Here is a 16,953-nt window from a genome sequence, read left to right on the forward strand (position 1 = left end):
AAAGCGGAGAGAGGATGAAGACGAGATGACGCAAGAGAACAACATACTGGCACCTAAGGTCGCGAAGCACGAGGAAGTAAACGAAATCACGAAGGACGGAGCCTTCAACCGGCAAAAGAACCGGTTCGCGACTCCTTTCGGCGATCAGCCGGGAGATTTGCCCGTCGAGGCGGGACGCTACCGGTTGCTTTGGGCAAAGATTTGTCCTTGGGCCCATCGGGCCGTGATCGTGCGGGAACTGTTGGGCTTGCAGGACGTGATCAGCCTCGGAACCGCAAGTCCGGTCCGTACCGAAAACGGCTGGGAATTTTCCTTGGATGAGGGCGGTGTCGATCCGGTACTGGGCATCCGCTACCTGCCGGAAATATACGCCGAAACCGATCCGGACTACAGCGGCCGGGCAACGGTTCCAACGGTGGTAGACGTTACGACGAGAAAGGTCGTTAACAACGATTATTTCCGTCTGACCAACTACCTGGAAACCGCCTTTAAGCCGTTTCACCGCGAAGGCGCGCTGGATTTGTATCCGGAGGTACTGCGGGCCGAAATCGACGCATTCAACGATACGCTGTTTCACGATGTGAACAACGGAGTTTATAAAGCGGGTTTTGCCCGTTCCCAGGAAGCATATGAACAGGCATATGACGCACTGTTCGCCCGGCTGGATCAATTGGAAGAGAGACTTTCCACCCAGCGTTATCTGTTTGGCGACAAAATAACGGACGCGGACGTTCGTCTCTATGTAACCCTGGTGCGTTTCGATGCCGCCTACTATTCTGTTTTCCGGACGAACCGCAATCGCATCGTGGACTTCCCGAACCTGTGGAATTACGCAAAAGATTTGTACCAGACCCCGGGCTTTGGAGATACCACCGATTTTGACTCCATCAAAAGGGGTTATCAACTTGGCAATCATGCGGCCAATCCCTATCAACTTCTAGCGAAGGGGCCGGACCTCTCCATCTGGAACGAGCCTCATGACCGGAACCGGTTTTAAGCGAACGATAGGAAAGAGGAAGACGAGAGAATGATTGGAGGGACGAAGCCGATGACCGCAAATGCAAAACCCATTGAAATCGAGAAGACAGGCGCTTTTAAGCGGCAAGGGAATCAGTTCACGACGTCATTCGGCGAGGGAGAGAACGAGCTTCCCGTAGAAGCGGGTCGTTACCGCCTATTGTGGTCTCCCGTTTGCCCATGGGCGCACCGTTCCATTATCGTCCGAAAGCTGCTGGGTTTGGAAGATGTCATAAGCGTCGGAACGGCGGACCCGCTGCGGCCAAAGCTGGATCGGGTGGATTGGGCGTTCACGTTGGACGAAAACGATGTCGACCCGGTGCTCCGGATTCATTACATAAGCGAGGTTTACCTCAACGCGGACCCGGATTATAAAGGCAGGCCGACAGTGCCTGCGGTTGTCGAGATTGCCACGAAGAAAGTCGTCCAAAACGACTACCATGAATTGACTTACTTTTTTGAAACGGCATGGAAAAGGTTCCATAAGGAAGGCGCGCCGGATTTATTCCCGGTTGCCTTGCGGAAGGACATTCGCGAGTTGAATGAGCGGATTTTTCACGGGATCAACAACGGCGTATACAAAGCCGGCTTTGCCCACTCCCAAGAAGCGTACGAAGAGGCCTACGACGGCGTGTTTCAACTGCTTGACGAGTTGGAGGAACGATTGTCGACCCAGCGCTACTTGTTCGGAAATCAAATAACCGATTCGGATGTCCGACTGTATGTCACTTTGGCCCGCTTCGATATTGCGTATAACACGGCTTTTCGCGTCAACCGCAATCGCCTTGTGGAATTTCCGAATTTGTGGGCCTATGCCCGTGATTTGTTCCAAACTCCCGGCTTTGGGGATACGACGGATTTCGATGCGATCAAAAAGCATTACCATCTGTCTATCACCAACGATCCGAACCGTACGTTTTCCAGCATTCTGCCGAAAGGTCCCGATCTCTCCGGCTGGCATACGGAGCACGGCAGAGCAGCAAGGTTTCAATGATTTTAAACCATAGAGAAATCGATAGGAGGGAGCTGCAATGGCTCAAAGTGCAAATGTGAGGGTAAGGCCGAAAGAAACCGAAAACGAAATCAACGAAAAAGGGTTCTTCGTGCGGCAAAAAAATCATTTTACGACTCCTTTTGGAAACGGCGAAGGGAAACTGCCCGTTGAAGCCGGCCGCTACCGGTTGATTTGGGCGAAAGGCTGCCATTGGTCCAATCGCGCCTCCATCGTGAGAGAATTGCTGGGTTTGGAAGACGTCATTAGCATCAATCTGGTCGGGCGCGGCAAGCACGAGCAAGATCTCGGCTGGGAGTTCGTTTTCGATGAAAACAGCACGGACCCCGTACTGGGCGTGCAGTTTTTAAGCGAGCTGTATGCTAATGGAGATCCGGAATATAAAGGCCGGGCAACGGTTCCCGCCATCGTCGACGTCACCACCAAGAAAGTCGTCAACAACGACTACGTTTGGCTGACCAATTATTTGGAGAAGGAGTTTGCTCCCTTCCATAAAGAAGGCGCGCCTGATTTATACCCGGCGGAACTGAGGGAAGAGATCGACCGGTACAACGATTACTTGTTCGACAATGTCAACAACGGCGTGTATAAGGCGATGTTCGCCCAATCCATCGAGGCGTATAACGACGCGTATAATCATCTGTATGCCGCTTTCGATGAGATTGAGGAGCGTTTGGAAACCCGGCGATTTTTATTTGGGGACTATGTCACCGATGCGGATATCCGGCTCTTCGTCACCCTGGCCCGCTTTGACACCTATTACTTCAAAAACCTAGGCCCGCTGCGCAACCGCATCGTCGATTTCAAAAACATTTGGGGCTATGCCCGGGATTTATACGAAATTCCCGCTTTCAAGAACAACACATACCTTAGAGATTTGGCTAAAGCCAACGGAAATAAAGAAACGATCTTTATCGATTACAATACCCGCTTTTGGGATCAGATCGATTATGAAGGGCTCTGGTCGGAGCCGCAAAACCGCAAGGAAAAAAGCTCCGATCCGGAAAATAAATTCAAGAGAAACTAGGGGGAAACGTACATGTTAGTTATCAAGAAGCTTGGACTCATTTTGGCTGCATCGGCGCTGCTGCTTACCGCGGCGGCTTGCGGCGACACTAAATCATCAGCAAGTGAGGATAGCGGCTCCGCGAAGACGGCAAAAACGGCTGTTCATATTGCAACAGGCGGCTCTCCCAAGCCCTTTTCCTTCGTGAATGACAAGAATGAGATCGACGGGTTTGATATTCAGGTCGTAAAAGCGATTTTTGCAGGGCTGCCGCAGTATACCTACGATATCGAGAAAACAGAGTTCGCTTCCATCTTTGCCGGTCTTGATTCGGACCGCTATCAGATCGGGGCTAACAATTTTGCCAGTAACGAGAAGAGGAGAGAAAAATACTTGTTCTCCGATCCGATCTTTAAAAACCAGTTCGTGATCGCGGTGGCGGAAGGCCGGGACGATATCAAATCTTTCGCCGATCTGGAAGGAAAGAAGACGGAAGTAAGCCCCAGCGTAAACTACACCGTCGCATTGGAAAACTATAACAAGGAACATGCCAAAACGCCGGTCAATCTGAAGTATTCGGAAGCCGAGCTTGTTACCGAACTGCAAAACGTCGAAAGCGGAGCGACTGATTTCAACCTGATCGACGCCGCCATGCTGCAGCTATACATAAAGGAATACGGCCTGAAGCTGAAAGCCGTGCCCCTATCCCAGGAAGACTCCGACCGCATCGGCGTTCCCTACAGCTATTTGGTTTTAAGCAAGGGGAAGAATAGCGAGCAATTGCAGAAGGATGTAAATGCCCGGATTAAGGAATTGATCAAGGACGGAACCATCTCCAAACTAAGCAAGGAATATTTGAACGGTGATTTTGCTCCGGAAATCAAATAAAGGACAACGCCTATGCCGAAAATTTTCGATATCGAACTGGTTTTCACACTTATTCCCAAGCTTCTAAAATATTTGCCCGTTACCTTGGAATTGACGGCCGTTTCGATGCTGGCGGGGCTCCTTTTGGGGCTCCTGCTGGCTCTTATCCGAATCAAAAAGATTCCCGTCCTGTATCAGCTAAGCGTTGTATTCATTTCGTTTATCCGCGGAACTCCCATTCTCGTTCAACTGTATTTGTCCTATGCGGGGATTCCGATTCTTTTGAAATATTACAACTATTATCATGATACCAGCTATAATGTGAACTCGATTCCTTCTCTCTTCTATGTCCTGTTTGCTTTGGCGCTGAACGAAGCGGCTTATAATTCCGAAGTTATTCGGGCCGCACTTTTGTCCGTCGATAAAGGGCAGATTGAAGCGGCTCATTCCCTCGGCATGACCTACGGGCAGGTGCTGAGGCGGATCATTTTGCCGGAAGCTTTTATCGTGGCGCTGCCCACATTAGGCAATGCTCTCATCGGCTTGATGAAAGGAACGTCTCTCGCTTTTGTCTGCTCCGTCGTGGAGATCACGGCGCAGTCGCGCATATTGGCCGGCAATAACCTGCGCTTCTTTGAATCCTATTGCTCGTTGGCGCTCATTTATTGGGGCTTGACGATTTTGATCGAGCGGGGAGTGGCCTTCTTGGAGAAGCGGCTCGACATCGATTTTAAAAGCATACGGAAAAGAAAGCGGGGGCTTGCCTTTGATTGAGATTCGCGGATTGACCAAATCGTTTCATCGGCAAGTCGTTTTGGATCATATCGATCTGACTATCCAAAAAGGGGAAGTCGTCGCCATCATCGGTTCGTCCGGGGCGGGGAAATCCACCTTGCTCCGTTCGATCAATCTGCTGGAGGTTCCGGATCAAGGGACAATCTCCATCGATGATCTTACCGTCGACACGGAAAAGAAAAAGAAAAAAGACGTGCTGGAGCTACGGAAAAGCACGGCGATGGTGTTTCAGCAGTTCAATCTGTTTCGGCAGAAGACGGCTCTGGAAAATGTGATGGAAGGGCTCGTTATCGTTAAAAAAACGCCGAAGGACGAAGCCCGGGCTATTGCGGCAAACCAGCTTGCGAAAGTAGGCTTGGCCGACAAGATCGATCATTATCCGAAGCAGTTATCCGGCGGTCAGCAGCAGCGGGTAGCCATCGCCCGGGCGCTGGCCATGCAGCCGAAGCTTCTCTTGTTCGACGAACCTACGTCCGCCCTCGATCCGGAACTGGTGGGGGAAGTGCTGGATACCATCAAAAAGGCGGCTGAGGAAGGCAATACGATGCTGTTGGTCTCTCATGAGATGAATTTCGTGCGCAAGGTTGCCACCAGGGTGCTCTTTTTGGACAAAGGTGTCATTGTGGAGGATGGACCGCCGAAAGAGGTCTTCGCGCATCCCAAATCCGAAAGAACCCGGCAATTTCTCGCTCATTATTACCGCGATCAGGAACTTGATTTCGTCATTTAGCGAGGGCTGCACATGGCATATACCTTTCAGAAAAACAGGGAGAATATCGATTGGAAGCAAGTAACGGATCTGTTGAACGGGTTCGGCCTGACGGATTTCAGCCCCGAGCAGACGAGAACCGCGTTCGAGAACAGCGCCGTCAATGTGTTCGTGCTGGACGGTGATACTGTCATCGGCTGCGGCCGAGCGTTGTCCGATGGCATATCGCAGGCGGCCATCTACAACATTGCAGTAAACGCCAACTACCATAATCAGGGCTTAGGCAGGAAAATCATTTCGCTCATTCTTGAGGAAACGGCTTCCTGTAACGTGGTGCTGTATACACATCCGGATACCATCGCCTGGTATGAGAAACAAGGGTTCCGCAGGATGAAGACGGGCATGGCGATCTATCATCCGTCTCATATCGAGGATTTGATCCGGATGGAGTTTATATGACACTTGCCGCGGACTGTGGTGTAGTATTCGCATGCGGGAAGGTTCAGGCATTTGAGCGCTAGGCTGTCGGAAATGTCGACGCTGGATCAGTGGGTGCCTTCATCTTCCACATCGACGGTCATGCGCCTATCCGCGGGGATTTGATAGGTCCCGGTTGCCCTGTCGGATCGAGAAAGCCCCCTTGCCGCCCGAGATGCTGCTGCTGTTCCTTTATTTTTACCGGGATCTGGGCTGAATGTTCGATTATTGTCCTTTGGTGCGATAATGGTTTTGTATGGAAAACGAAAATATTTATGGTATAAATTGGTTATACCATGTTATACTTTGAGTAGGAACATGACGAAGAACGTCCTTTTGCCGTTGGCGAAGGGGCGTTTTTTATTTTGGGGCTGAAATGGAGGGTAGATTATGCATTTTGAAGAGGCGTACAAGCTATGGTTGGAACATCATCAAGAACTTCGCACAGGGGAGAGGAAGGGCCGTCTGATCAGAGGACATAATCACGCCGAAAAGCTGCTGGTGAAAAACATTTGGTGGCCGCTATTCGGCAATTTGGACAACTTGCATCCGGAGTATGAAGTGTATGATTGGAACCGAAAATCGCAGTTTCTGGATCTCGCTTTTCTGCCGGGTTATATCGATTTGGGGATCGAGTGCGATGGATTTCAGACGCATGTACGGGATATGGATCGGGATGGATTTAGCTACAGCTTGAACCGGGATGCTTATCTGATGGGGATGGGGTGGAGGGTGATTCATTTTTCGTATGATGATGTGTTGAATCGCCCGGAAATCTGCCGGATGCTGCTCCAACTGGTTCTTAGCCCTTCTATCGCGTTGCAAAGCCAAGAGAATGTTGCGACACTCGTGGCTGAAAAAGAAGTTCTCCGCCTGGCGTGGAAGTTGGGTGGAGTGGTAAGGCCGCTCGATGTCGAAAAGCACATGCGGATTAACTTCCGCACGGCTAGGCGGCATATTCAGTCTCTGGCAGCCAAAGGCTTGATTGACCCAATACCGGGGAATAACGGGGTCCGTTACTACGAAGTACGGAAAGATTCGCTTCGTTCCCTACTGTAAGAGATTCATGATGAGGAGAAGAATAGGGGGAGTAAGTGGAATGAGGGAGGTCGGGGAAGTAAGGGAAGTAGGGGGAAGTAAGGGAAGTAAGGAGACAGGGGGAGTTGGGAAGTAAGGGAGGTAGGGGGAGTAAGGGAAGTAAGGGAAGTAAGGGAAGTAAGGAAAGTAAGGGAGTTGGGAGACAAAGGGAGTGGGAGAAGTAGCTAGTTGGTTCTAGGGTGATTGTAAAAAGTGCAGGAGAAAGGAGGCTGAAGTGCCTTTTTGGCTACCGCAGTTGTAAAAAGTACAATTGAATTCAGGCAGTAGGGCCTTGTATGGCCTCTTGGTCGCATTCACCTGTACTTTGTACAATTGAAGTCCACATATCAACTAAAATATGGAAATTCAATTGTAGATTTTACAACCGGCGATAAAGTGACGTGGGCGGGAGAACTGGAAGAGCTGGAAGTGCGGGAGAGTTGGAAATACGGGAGTGCTAGAAGTGCTAGAAGTGCTAACAGTGCTGGAAATGCGGGAGTGCTGGGAGTACTGGGAGTGCTGGGATTGATGGGTTTGATGGGTTAATTGGTGGATAGATTCATAGGGATGGTAGAGGGAGCGGGACCGTCTTGGTGCGCAGAATTGGCAAGCGGTGGGCTTGGCAGGGCGTTGGGTGAGGGCAGGTCGAGTGGCGATGCAATTAAGGAAAGGAAGAGATACCATAGGGTGCCCCCAAAAGAAAAACCGGCCCCTGAGCGGGCGCCGGTTACGGTTCTTCTTGCAGAATGCGTTCGTGCAAACGTGCAGCTTCTTCCGCATTACTTCTCGGAAGCCAAATACTCCAACGCCTCCAGGGCGTTTTCGGTCTTTTTGGCGTTACCGCGGACGGTAGCGTAGTATTCGCCTGCAGGAAGGTTCAGGCTTTTGAGCGCTGGACTGTCGGAGATATCGACGGCGGTCCATTGGGTGCCTTCATCTTCCACGTCGACGGTGGTGCGCTTATCCGCCGGAATTTGATCGGTGCCTGTCTGTCCGGTCAGATCGAGAAAGCCGCCTTGCCGCCCGAACGTATCGAAGTTCGCCTTGTCCATGATATAGAGGTCGGCTTTTTCCGCGGCCATGGTCACGACGGCTTTTTGCTGCATCGTCATGCCGTATTGGTCCGTGGGATTGGTCGGCGAGTATTGCGTGACCATGTAAATGTCTTTCCATGCGGGAATTCCGCCTAGCAGCTTGTCCTCGAAGGGTTGGGGTTCTTGAATATCATATTCCGTATAAAAGGAAACCTTCAAATCGGCTTTCGCGATCAGCTTATCGGCTTGGCGATTGTGGATGATGCTGGTGGTCATGTAGATAATAAGGGCGATTGCCGCGATGGCTCCGATGACATACCAGCGGTAATATTCGTAAAAATGGCCGATGCGGGCCACGGTTTTATTTTTCGGCTCCAGCTTCCGGATTGCTTCCTCGCGGGCGGCGTTTCGGATGAAATTGTACGCATCGTTGATTTCCTCCGCCGTCGGTTCGCCGGTTGGGCTGCCGTCCTCGTTCAGGTTTCGTTGTTTGCGCGCCAATAGGGCGTAGCGTTTCTCGACTTCCTCGTATGTGGCGGCTACGTCCAACCCCAACAAAGAATAGGCCTTTTCTTTATCCAGCATGATCTTGTGTTTCCTCCTCGTACAGGCAATCTCTCGTATCTATTTTACTACGCATCATACCATTGGAAAGTGGCAAAAAATTGCCGATGTCATTCCTCCAGTATAGCCCGAAGCGGCAGGCACTGCAAAAACAAAAACAGCCCCGGTTTGCCGGCGGCTGTTTAATGGAAATGATAGTCATTTATTTGTTCAACGTCACATCGTTGTCCTCGACGCCTGGCAGGTGAATGTAGCTGCGTTCCACCAGCTCGTCGATATTGGTGGAGGCCTTCAGGAGACCCAATTGTTTAAGATCTTCAGCGGTAAGCTTAAGCGCTTCTTTCGCTCCGCTGCCCGAGGGACGGAAGTCATAAGAGGCGAGGACCTGCCCGTTCAATACCGGATCCCCCGGCACCCATTTCGTGTCAACTTGCAGCTTGGCGGCTTCTTCCGGGTGTTCTTCTACCCAGTGGGCACCTTTTTGGACGGCTCGGGCGAAGGCGGCGGCTACGTCCGGATGTTCCTTTATGATGTCCCGGCGTAAATAGGCGACGCAGCAGTATTCGTTTTTAAAGTAGGGGTCCGTGGCTGTATTCAGCAGTTCTTTCAGGTTTTGATCCTTCTCGGCTATGATGGCTTGCGGATCGCTGTGGGCGATGGCATCGACCGCGCCATTTTTCAAGGCGAGGGGGAGATCGGCTGCCGCATAGTTGACGAATTCAACCTCCATTTTCTTCTCCGTTACGCCTACTCCGGCTCGTGCCAAGGCGCGCTGGGCGAGCATGGCGGGACTGGAGGCGAGACCGGGCACCCCGATGCGTTTGCCTTTCAGATCTGCCAGACTCTTGATGGGGCTGTTTGCCGGAACGAGAATGCGGATGCATCCCGTATGGACGCCGGTGACCAATTGGACGTCCAAGCCGTTCTCGATGGGTTGGACCATTTTCGCTAAGAGGCCGAAAGAGGCGTCGATTTTTTTCGTGGAGATCAGTTCCAGGGAGGTGGCAGAATCGACTTTAGTCGTGGTGTATTTTAGGCCCGCTTCGTCAAAAAAGCCTTTTTCGATGGCGATATGCAAAGCCGCTTCGCAAAGCCCGCCGCCGAAGCCGATTTTCAGCACGTAATTGTCGGTGATTTTATCCACCGCTGCTGCCAGTTGGGCGGTTGCCGCTGTAGGAGCGGATGTTGCGGCCATGTTGTGTCCTGCATGCTCGTCAGTCGAAGCTGGCGCTAGAGAGGCCGCCGCCGCTGCAGATGCCGAGGGAGACGCGGCGCCCGATGAATGCTCGCCGCAGGCCGGCAAGAGGGCTGCCGTCAGCGCCAAAGCGGCGATCAAGGCGGCGGCCCGCTTCACCTTGCGGGCTTTTTTCGTTTTTTTATTAACCACGATAAGTTCCTCCTTATTTCTTTATAAATAATAAGCCGGTTCATCCACTTTGCCGGCAAAATCGAGAATGTCCAGAATCCGCGACCGGAGCTGCATAAAGTCTGGGTTGCCCCGGGCTCTGGGCCGGGCCAGCTCCACCTGGATGGAGGTTTCGATCCGGGCCGGTCGGGTGGTCATGACTAAGATGCGGTCAGACAGATAGATGGCCTCATCTACGTCGTGAGTGACCATCACCATGGTCGTTCCCCGCTCCCGCCATATGCGGATCAGCTCATCCTGCATGTTCATGCGGGTGAAGGCATCGAGAGCGCCTAGCGGTTCGTCCAGGAGCAGAACCTTCGGCTCGTTGACCAGCGCCCGGGCGAGAGAAGCCCGCTGGGCCATGCCGCCTGACAATTGGTGGGGGTAGGACTTACCAAAGCCCTCCAATCCGACGAGGCCGATAAATTTGGCGACTTCGGCTTTTTTTGTTTTGTAGACGCCTCTCGCCTTTAAGCCGAAGGCAACATTGTCTTCTACCGTCAGCCAGGGAAACAACGTCGGATCTTGAAACACCAGCCCTCTTTCGTAGCTAGGTTCCCGGATTGTTTTTCCGTCCAGCTCTAGCGTGCCTTCGTCTGACGTCAGCAGTCCGGCAATAAGGCGCAGCAGCGTGGATTTGCCGCAGCCGGAAGGGCCGATCAGGGAGACGAACTCCCCGGGCTTGATGACCGTATCCACTTGACTCAGGGCGACGATGGGTTCGCCCGTCGGCTGGATGAACGACTTTTTCACTTGGCGGATGGCGATTTCCCCGGTTTGAGCCGAAGCTTGGAGCTGTGTGTCGGTTTCCGTTGCCACGGCGGTTACCATTTGATCACGCCCTTTTGCCAGAGCAGCACCCGGTCCCGCACCCGAAATAGCAGCGTAATCAGCAGGGAAAAGCTGACGGCGATGAGCAGCAGGCCGGCGTAAACGTTGGCGTAGGAGAGCATTTCCTTTTGCCAGTTGATGTACCAGCCGATGCCGTATTTGACCCCCAGCATTTCCGCCGTCATGAGAGCGATGAAGGAAGCGCAGGCGCCGTTGAAAATGCCGATGAACATGCTGGGCATGGCTGCTGGCACGCCGACCCGGAATATTTGGTAACGAGTGCTTGCGCCCAAGGTGCTGGACACTTCAAAGTAGGAATTTTGCACATTGGACACGCCGCTACTGGTCATGACGGTGGTGGGAAACCAGACGGCGAAGGCGATCATGAAGACGCTGGCCGTGTAGCTGGTGGGAAACACGATCAGCACGATGGGCGTCCAGGCGGTGGCGGGAATCGGACCCAAGGCCTTGATCAGCGGGTTGATCCAATATGCCCATTTGCGGCTGAAGCCGACGCTGATGCCGGTGGCCAATCCTGCTACTGCGCCGAAAAAGAAACCGGTAAACAGCAGTTTGGCGGAATGCCCGATGCATTTCAGCAGGAAGCCGGCGTCCTCCACGATCACGGCCAAAATTTTGTCCAGCGGCGGAAAATAGAGGGCGGGCAGCACGTCAGTCTTCAGCGTCAAATAGTTAAGCACGTTTAAGAGTGTGATGACGGCGGCGAGAAACAGCGACCGGTGGCGGTAGCCGATGCCCGCCTGCTCATGCTTGCGCAGCGAATGCAGCGGCAGGACGAGGGTGATGATCGCGGAGATGGATAACACGTACAGAAAATAAGGATGCAGTGGCTCGAAGGTGCTTCGCGTCGGCGCCAACAGATGGATGAGAAGGGCGGCGATAACGGCGGCGAGGGGCAGCCAGACGATATTTCGACCGAGATGTTCGAACCGCTTGCGGATCGCAACTGGCGTCGGCTCGGCTTGATCCGCATAAGCCACATTGACATTGGCTACGCCGGCCAAGAGGAGCAGGCGGTTTTTCCAATTTGCCATAGCCCCGGGTCTCCTTTCTTTTGAAATAGGTAAGCGGTGAAAAATAGGCAGGTCGGTGCTCAGAATGGCACCGGTTCGGCGCCTTCGTCTTCCAAAGCGGATTGGTCGATGTAGCGGAAGGGCTCTTCGGCATACCAGGACTCCCGGTAGGGCAGCTTCGTGTTTTGGCCTAGATTACGGTTATAGGCGGGGTTACGCACCATACGGGCGGTTCGCGCCGCCACTTCAAATACCCCTTGATAGCCGAGATAATCGTTGCTCTGGCCGAACAACGGGAAGATCGGGAACCCCTGCTTCGCGGCTGAGCCATTGCATCCGTTGTGACCGACGAACAGGTCGGGCTTAAGCCGGTTGAGTAGATTGGCCTGCTCGAAAAGCTGACCCGCCCCGACATTAAACACCGCGCCGTCGGCTTCCGGCACGTCTTCCAAAAACTCATCCAGCAATCGTTCGCCGAACTTGTCGAAGTGATAGCCGCGGAGTCCGATGACCTCCATGCCCAGATCGTGCATCAGCTCCGCCGTGGTCATGATGCGGATTTCGCCTCCTGTGAGGAAGACGCGCTTGCCGGAAAGCTCCTTGCGGTATGGCACGAGGGCTTGGTTCAGCTCCTGAGTTTCGGCGGCAATGAACCGTTCCGCCCGCTCCTCGATGCCGAAAAAAGTGGCAATGTCGCGGATCCATTTGTTCGTGTTGGCGATGCCGATGGGGATCGTCCGGAGGACGAAGGGCACGCCGTACTTCGATTGGAAATGCTCCACGAAATAATCGTCGTGGGTGGCGCAGATGCTCACGTTCAGCGCTGCTTCATAGGAATAGGTGAAGTCGTCGGGATGGGAGAAGCAGGGGAGCACCCGCACCTCCAAATCCAGTGCATTCAAAATCCGCGTAAGCTCGATCTCATCCACCCGGCTCATGGAGCCGACGTTAAGTAGGTTGACGGTTCGACTGATCCTGGCTTGCCGCTCGGCTTCCGTCAAGGGATCGTCGCTCAACACTCGTTTTGTTTTCGCGTTGTCCTCGCCGACGAGATTGCGGAGAATACCGTGATACACCGCGTCATAGGCCGTCGCCTGGATTTTCGTGCGGAAGCCTTCGCAATGGATCGGCACGATACGGGCGTTCACCTGATCTTGCAGATCATCCAGCACGGCGTCGATGTCGTCGCCGATCAGGGCGGGCACGCAGGAGTTCATCACCAGAATGGCTTCCGGCCGGAACTCTTTTTCCGCTAGCAGCACGGCTTCCCTCAGCTTCTTCTCGCCGCCCTGGATAACATCGACTTCGTCCAGGTTGGTGTTGATCCAGCGTAGCCCCCGGGCCGACTCGCTGCGCAGCTTCTGGAAAACCCGGTTGATGCCCGCCATCTGCAGCATGTTGGCGCCACAGCCGCCGGGGCTGTGTACCACCACCACCGAATCCCGCATGGACGCGACCATGCCGAGGCTCAGGCTGAGCTGGCAGCCTTGGGTTTGGGAGAAGGTGCGCTTCGTGTTGAACAGGCAGCCGCCTTTTTTCGATTGGCCGGACAGGTCGCAGCAGGACCCGCCGTAGGCACCGCAGGCGGCAAGCCGATCCTCCCGGATGGGAGGGGCTTTTTGCTCGAGAAAATCCATGGGTCGTCTCCTCCTTCATTCATATCGTTAATGGTTGTTGGCGAAGAAATAACGATGATCTAACGGTGAGCGACCACCAGGCTGATTAGGTCCTCCGCCAAAGTGAGTCCGCCCTTGTAGCCTGCATACGCCCGGTTCAGCACGACCCGGTTGGTGATGGGGTAGCTGACGGCGAGGAGAGGAACCTTCAGTGCTTCCGCCGTATCCCGTTCCATGACGCTGCCGATGATGAAGCCGGGGTTGAAGCCTTCGTAAAATTTTTGCCCTCGTGAGGGAGCCCAGTGGCGGTTGATATGCTTGCCGACGTTGATGGCGTCGGTATCGAACACCACTTCCGGCGCAAAGCCCGAGCGGAAGCCGGCGAAGCGTTTGCGGACAAGCTCCTCCTGGTCCGGTAAAAGCGGGTCTGTGACGATACTGAGCTCTGCCAGCCATCCCAGATCGTCCGCCAGAAAACGGGTGAGGGCGGGGGCATAGTTTACGTCGCCGACAACGGTGGCATAGCGCTGGAAGTCCAGGTCGTTGTACGAATCCGCCAGCCGCTGCAGGAAATCGTAATAGATTTTCCGTTCCTCACCGATCGCCTTGTCTACCGCGGCTTTGTCCAGCTCCAGTTCCTTGGCGACAGCCAGGAGGAATTCGGTGGTGGCATGATCTCCGATGGGAAAAGGCAGCGTCAGCGACGGAACGCCATGGACTTCGGTGAAGGTATCCGCGGCGGCTTGACCGTACACGTCGGAGACGACGATGTTGAGCGCGGCTTTGGCGGAATAGCGCAGGTTATCGATGGTTTCGCCGGTGCCGAAGAAGGTGTTCACCGTGAGGCCGAGCTTGCTCAGCAGCTCTTTTAAGGCATCGATGTTGCCCTTCCAGAACACGTCCTGCAAGGGGACAATACCAAGCAGGTTGACGGTGAGGGCTTCCCGTTTCACACCGGGCTCTACGAAGTCGCGAATTAACGCTTGTAACACGTCGTCGTAGCCTTTGTAAGAATTCCCTTTGAAGCTGGTGGTCTCCGTACCGAAAACCGGATGCTCGCTATTTGCGAATTTTTTCACAACCTGGTGCACGTCATCGCCGATCATCTCCACCATGCACCCGGTAACGACGAAGTAAAGGTCGCCGTCCATGACTTTGAGGGTGTTTTCGATCTGCTCGGTCAGACGTTCCTCGCCGCCGAAGACGATGTCCCGCTCCGATACGTTGGAGCTGGGCAGCGTGTTTCCGCCGCAGTAGCTGCCACCATGATAACCGGATGCGCCGCTCAAGGCGCCGGCCAGATTGCCGCCGCAGCCGGCGGAGGAATGGAGGATCGGAATGGCCCGGGGCAGGGCTTGGATGGTGCCGATGGCGCCGCCCAGGGCGCAGGTGAAACGGGGGCGTTCCACGACTTTGCTCATAAGCTGGGGACTCCTCTCGATTGGAAAATAGTCATGCCGTTAAACTCTCGCCGGTTCCTGGAAAAGGACGGTGGACAGGTAGCGCTCGCCGGTGTCAGGGAGGAGGACCACGATGGTCTTGCCTTTGTTTTCCGGGCGTCTTGCCAGGCTCAAGGCGGCGAATGCCGCGGCTCCCGAGGAAATGCCTACCAGCAGCCCTTCCCGTTTGGCCAGTTCCTGGGCGGTCTCGATGGCTTCCTCGTTTTTCACTTTGTAGATTTCGTCCACGGTCTCCCGGTTGAATATTCCGGGAACAAATCCGGCTCCGATGCCTTGGATTTTGTGGGAGCCGGACGCACCGCCCGATAGCACCGGGGAATCGTAGGGCTCTACGGCGACGATCCGCACACCGGGCTTGCGGGCTTTCAGCACCTCGCCTACTCCGGTGACGGTGCCGCCGGTTCCCACACCCGCGATAAAAAGGTCCACCTTACCGTCGGTATCCCGCCAGATTTCCTCCGCTGTCGTCCGGCGGTGAATCTCCGGATTGGCCGGGTTGTTGAATTGCTGAGGGACGAAGGCGCCGGGAATTTCCGTTGCCAGCTGTTCAGCGCGCCGCACAGCGCCTCTCATGCCTTCCACTCCGGGAGTGAGGACAAGCTCGGCCCCCAGCGCCTTCAGCAGGTTCCGCCGCTCCAGGCTCATGGTGTCGGGCATTGTCAGCACGAGCCGGTAGCCCCGGGATGCCGCCACGAAGGCAAGGGCGATGCCCGTATTGCCGCTGGTCGGTTCCACAATGACCGATTCCGGTGTGAGATATCCCTGTTCCTCTGCCGCTTGAATCATGGCGAGTCCGATGCGGTCCTTGACGCTGCCTGCCGGGTTGAAATACTCCAGCTTGGCGATGAGCCGGGCCTTCAGCCCGTGATGGCGGCTGAATTTGGCCAGCTCCAGAAGGGGCGTGTTGCCGATCAGCTCCGTCAAATCGCCGGCGATTTTAGCCATAGTGATGCACTCCTTTCGTTTTTCCGTTGCTTGAATGCGTAAGGTCGCGGATTTACAGATTGCCGACGGCTTGGGGCGGCAGTATGCCGCTTTCCATCGCCACCAACTGCTCACCCCATTTCGCCGCCCATTCCCGCAGTTCGCCAACTTCCATCGGCGCGGGCACGCGGGATACTTCGTGCTCGTCGATTTTGCGGGCCAATTCCCGGTAGATTTTCGCTTGATGGGAATCGGGGGCGGCTTCGATGGTGGTTTTTCCCTGCAGCTCACTTTGGGTAACCGTGACCGAGCGCGGCACGTATTCCATCACTTGCGTTTTCGTCCGCCGTACGAAGTCGTCGATAATCTCTTTGGAGTAGGGAGCGTTGATGGAGTTGGCGATGACCCCTCCCAAGAGGGCGCCCCCAGCGTTGGAGTACTTGTGGATGCCTTTGAAAAGATTGTTAGCGGCATAAATCGCCATGAAATCCGCTGAGGAAACGGTGAAGACATGCTCGGCGATGCCTTCCCGCACGGGAACGGCGAAGCCGCCGCAGACGACGTCACCCAGAACGTCATAGATGACGTAATCGAGATCCAGCTCCTCGAAAATCTTTTGCTGCTTGAACAGCTGAACAGCCGTGATGATCCCCCGGCCGGCACAACCTACCCCGGGGGCCGGTCCGCCGGCTTCCACGCAGTGGATGCCGTTGAACCCGGCGAAAATCACGTCGTGGGCGTTGATCCTCGGCGATTCCCGCAGCGTATCCAGCACGGTGGGGATGTACTCGCCGCCCCGCAAAGTGTTGGTGGAGTCGCTTTTCGGATCGCAGCCGAACTGCATCACCTTGTAGCCCATGACGGAGAGGGCGGCGCTGATATTTGAGGTGGTGGTGGATTTGCCGATGCCGCCTTTGCCGTAGATGGCGATTTGTTTGACTTTTTTGGCCATAATTTCACTCCCGTGTGTAAAAATGGTAATTAGTATGCAGCAAGCAGCGCCGCGTACAGGTTAAGCCGGATAGCCGTTTGTGCTATTCGCCGCCCTTAGCCTCGGGGCGCGGTTCCCCTCCGCCCGGATGAGATAGCGGACGAGCTTATCTATCGCATCCGGTATTAGCT

17 protein-coding genes are annotated in these 16,953 nt (G+C 54.5%); 9 read left to right on the top strand and 8 right to left on the bottom strand.

The features are described 5' to 3' along the window. Positions 1 to 25 precede the first annotated feature (25 nt). The 9 genes from TJ79_RS21665 (at position 26) to TJ79_RS28285 (ending at position 7,506) form a co-directional block, all read left to right on the top strand. Entirely contained in the window at positions 26 to 997 is a 972-nt protein-coding gene (locus TJ79_RS21665; RefSeq protein ID WP_040952439.1) for a glutathione S-transferase family protein, read from the top strand. 51 nt (positions 998 to 1,048) lie between these two features. Next, positions 1,049 to 2,011, top strand: a complete 963-nt coding sequence (locus tag TJ79_RS21670; RefSeq protein ID WP_040952460.1) for a glutathione S-transferase family protein — start codon at positions 1,049 to 1,051, stop codon at positions 2,009 to 2,011. A gap of 37 nt (positions 2,012 to 2,048) precedes the next feature. Beyond that, a complete protein-coding gene (locus tag TJ79_RS21675) occupies positions 2,049 to 3,056 on the top strand; it encodes a glutathione S-transferase C-terminal domain-containing protein (RefSeq protein ID WP_040952440.1) in 1,008 nt (335 codons plus the stop codon). Between the two features lie 12 nt (positions 3,057 to 3,068). Beyond that, positions 3,069 to 3,923, top strand: coding sequence for a transporter substrate-binding domain-containing protein (locus tag TJ79_RS21680; protein ID WP_040952441.1), 855 nt, complete (start codon positions 3,069 to 3,071; stop codon positions 3,921 to 3,923). Between the two features lie 12 nt (positions 3,924 to 3,935). After that, positions 3,936 to 4,676 (top strand): amino acid ABC transporter permease, encoded by a 741-nt coding sequence (locus TJ79_RS21685; RefSeq protein WP_040952442.1) that lies wholly within the window; start codon positions 3,936 to 3,938, stop codon positions 4,674 to 4,676. Continuing rightward, a complete protein-coding gene (locus TJ79_RS21690; RefSeq protein WP_040952443.1) occupies positions 4,669 to 5,427 on the top strand; it encodes an amino acid ABC transporter ATP-binding protein in 759 nt (252 codons plus the stop codon). Before TJ79_RS21685 ends, TJ79_RS21690 begins: the two co-directional genes overlap by 8 nt. 12 nt (positions 5,428 to 5,439) lie before the next feature. Beyond that, a complete protein-coding gene (locus tag TJ79_RS21695) occupies positions 5,440 to 5,865 on the top strand; it encodes a GNAT family N-acetyltransferase (RefSeq protein WP_040952444.1) in 426 nt (141 codons plus the stop codon). 408 nt (positions 5,866 to 6,273) lie between these two features. Next, positions 6,274 to 6,942, top strand: a complete 669-nt coding sequence (locus TJ79_RS21700) for a PDDEXK family nuclease (protein ID WP_040952445.1) — start codon at positions 6,274 to 6,276, stop codon at positions 6,940 to 6,942. A gap of 414 nt (positions 6,943 to 7,356) precedes the next feature. Then, positions 7,357 to 7,506 carry a hypothetical protein gene (locus TJ79_RS28285; RefSeq protein WP_238323106.1) on the top strand — a complete coding sequence of 50 codons (150 nt, stop codon included), beginning with the start codon at positions 7,357 to 7,359 and terminating at the stop codon, positions 7,504 to 7,506. Positions 7,507 to 7,739: 233 nt separating this feature from the next. Here TJ79_RS28285 and TJ79_RS21705 read toward each other — a convergent pair whose 3' ends face one another. From TJ79_RS21705 to nifH, 8 genes are all read right to left on the bottom strand, one after another. Continuing rightward, complete coding sequence (locus TJ79_RS21705) at positions 7,740 to 8,579, bottom strand: hypothetical protein (protein ID WP_040952446.1); 840 nt, start codon at positions 8,577 to 8,579, stop codon at positions 7,740 to 7,742. A 181-nt stretch (positions 8,580 to 8,760) separates the two neighbouring features. Then, a complete protein-coding gene (locus tag TJ79_RS21710; RefSeq protein WP_052339854.1) occupies positions 8,761 to 9,945 on the bottom strand; it encodes an ABC transporter substrate-binding protein in 1,185 nt (394 codons plus the stop codon). 21 nt (positions 9,946 to 9,966) lie between these two features. Beyond that, positions 9,967 to 10,797 (bottom strand): ABC transporter ATP-binding protein, encoded by an 831-nt coding sequence (locus TJ79_RS21715; protein ID WP_052339855.1) that lies wholly within the window; start codon positions 10,795 to 10,797, stop codon positions 9,967 to 9,969. Beyond that, the gene (locus TJ79_RS21720) at positions 10,791 to 11,852 is read right to left on the bottom strand and encodes an ABC transporter permease (RefSeq protein WP_081757072.1); all 1,062 of its coding nucleotides are present in this window, start codon (positions 11,850 to 11,852) and stop codon (positions 10,791 to 10,793) included. The genes TJ79_RS21715 and TJ79_RS21720 overlap by 7 nt, the downstream gene beginning before the upstream one ends. A 59-nt stretch (positions 11,853 to 11,911) precedes the next feature. Next, positions 11,912 to 13,468, bottom strand: a complete 1,557-nt coding sequence (locus tag TJ79_RS21725) for a nitrogenase component 1 (protein ID WP_040952447.1) — start codon at positions 13,466 to 13,468, stop codon at positions 11,912 to 11,914. A 59-nt stretch (positions 13,469 to 13,527) separates the two neighbouring features. After that, positions 13,528 to 14,868 carry a nitrogenase component 1 gene (locus TJ79_RS21730; protein WP_040952448.1) on the bottom strand — a complete coding sequence of 447 codons (1,341 nt, stop codon included), beginning with the start codon at positions 14,866 to 14,868 and terminating at the stop codon, positions 13,528 to 13,530. A 39-nt stretch (positions 14,869 to 14,907) separates the two neighbouring features. Beyond that, complete coding sequence (gene cysK, locus TJ79_RS21735; protein ID WP_040952449.1) at positions 14,908 to 15,852, bottom strand: cysteine synthase A; 945 nt, start codon at positions 15,850 to 15,852, stop codon at positions 14,908 to 14,910. Between the two features lie 52 nt (positions 15,853 to 15,904). Then, positions 15,905 to 16,783 carry a nitrogenase iron protein gene (gene nifH, locus TJ79_RS21740; protein WP_040952450.1) on the bottom strand — a complete coding sequence of 293 codons (879 nt, stop codon included), beginning with the start codon at positions 16,781 to 16,783 and terminating at the stop codon, positions 15,905 to 15,907. Between the last annotated feature and the right edge of the window lie 170 nt (positions 16,784 to 16,953).

The sequence above is a fragment of the Gorillibacterium massiliense genome (genome assembly GCF_000455485.1).
Taxonomy (GTDB): Bacteria; Bacillota; Bacilli; order Paenibacillales; family NBRC-103111; genus Gorillibacterium; species Gorillibacterium massiliense.

Excerpts from the sequence above, each read along its gene's own strand:
- TJ79_RS21720 (WP_081757072.1), bottom strand. The coding sequence starts at position 11,852 with ATGGCAAATTGGAAAAACCGCCTGCTCCTCTTGGCCGGCGTAGCCAAT.
- TJ79_RS21675 (WP_040952440.1), top strand. The coding sequence starts at position 2,049 with ATGGCTCAAAGTGCAAATGTGAGGGTAAGGCCGAAAGAAACCGAAAAC.
- TJ79_RS21670 (WP_040952460.1), top strand. The coding sequence starts at position 1,049 with ATGACCGCAAATGCAAAACCCATTGAAATCGAGAAGACAGGCGCTTTT.
- TJ79_RS21725 (WP_040952447.1), bottom strand. The coding sequence starts at position 13,468 with ATGGATTTTCTCGAGCAAAAAGCCCCTCCCATCCGGGAGGATCGGCTT.
- TJ79_RS21700 (WP_040952445.1), top strand. The coding sequence starts at position 6,274 with ATGCATTTTGAAGAGGCGTACAAGCTATGGTTGGAACATCATCAAGAA.
- TJ79_RS21665 (WP_040952439.1), top strand. The coding sequence starts at position 26 with ATGACGCAAGAGAACAACATACTGGCACCTAAGGTCGCGAAGCACGAG.
- TJ79_RS21730 (WP_040952448.1), bottom strand. The coding sequence starts at position 14,868 with ATGAGCAAAGTCGTGGAACGCCCCCGTTTCACCTGCGCCCTGGGCGGC.
- TJ79_RS21695 (WP_040952444.1), top strand. The coding sequence starts at position 5,440 with ATGGCATATACCTTTCAGAAAAACAGGGAGAATATCGATTGGAAGCAA.
- TJ79_RS21685 (WP_040952442.1), top strand. The coding sequence starts at position 3,936 with ATGCCGAAAATTTTCGATATCGAACTGGTTTTCACACTTATTCCCAAG.
- TJ79_RS21715 (WP_052339855.1), bottom strand. The coding sequence starts at position 10,797 with ATGGTAACCGCCGTGGCAACGGAAACCGACACACAGCTCCAAGCTTCG.
- nifH (WP_040952450.1), bottom strand. The coding sequence starts at position 16,783 with ATGGCCAAAAAAGTCAAACAAATCGCCATCTACGGCAAAGGCGGCATC.
- TJ79_RS21705 (WP_040952446.1), bottom strand. The coding sequence starts at position 8,579 with ATGCTGGATAAAGAAAAGGCCTATTCTTTGTTGGGGTTGGACGTAGCC.
- TJ79_RS21680 (WP_040952441.1), top strand. The coding sequence starts at position 3,069 with ATGTTAGTTATCAAGAAGCTTGGACTCATTTTGGCTGCATCGGCGCTG.
- cysK (WP_040952449.1), bottom strand. The coding sequence starts at position 15,852 with ATGGCTAAAATCGCCGGCGATTTGACGGAGCTGATCGGCAACACGCCC.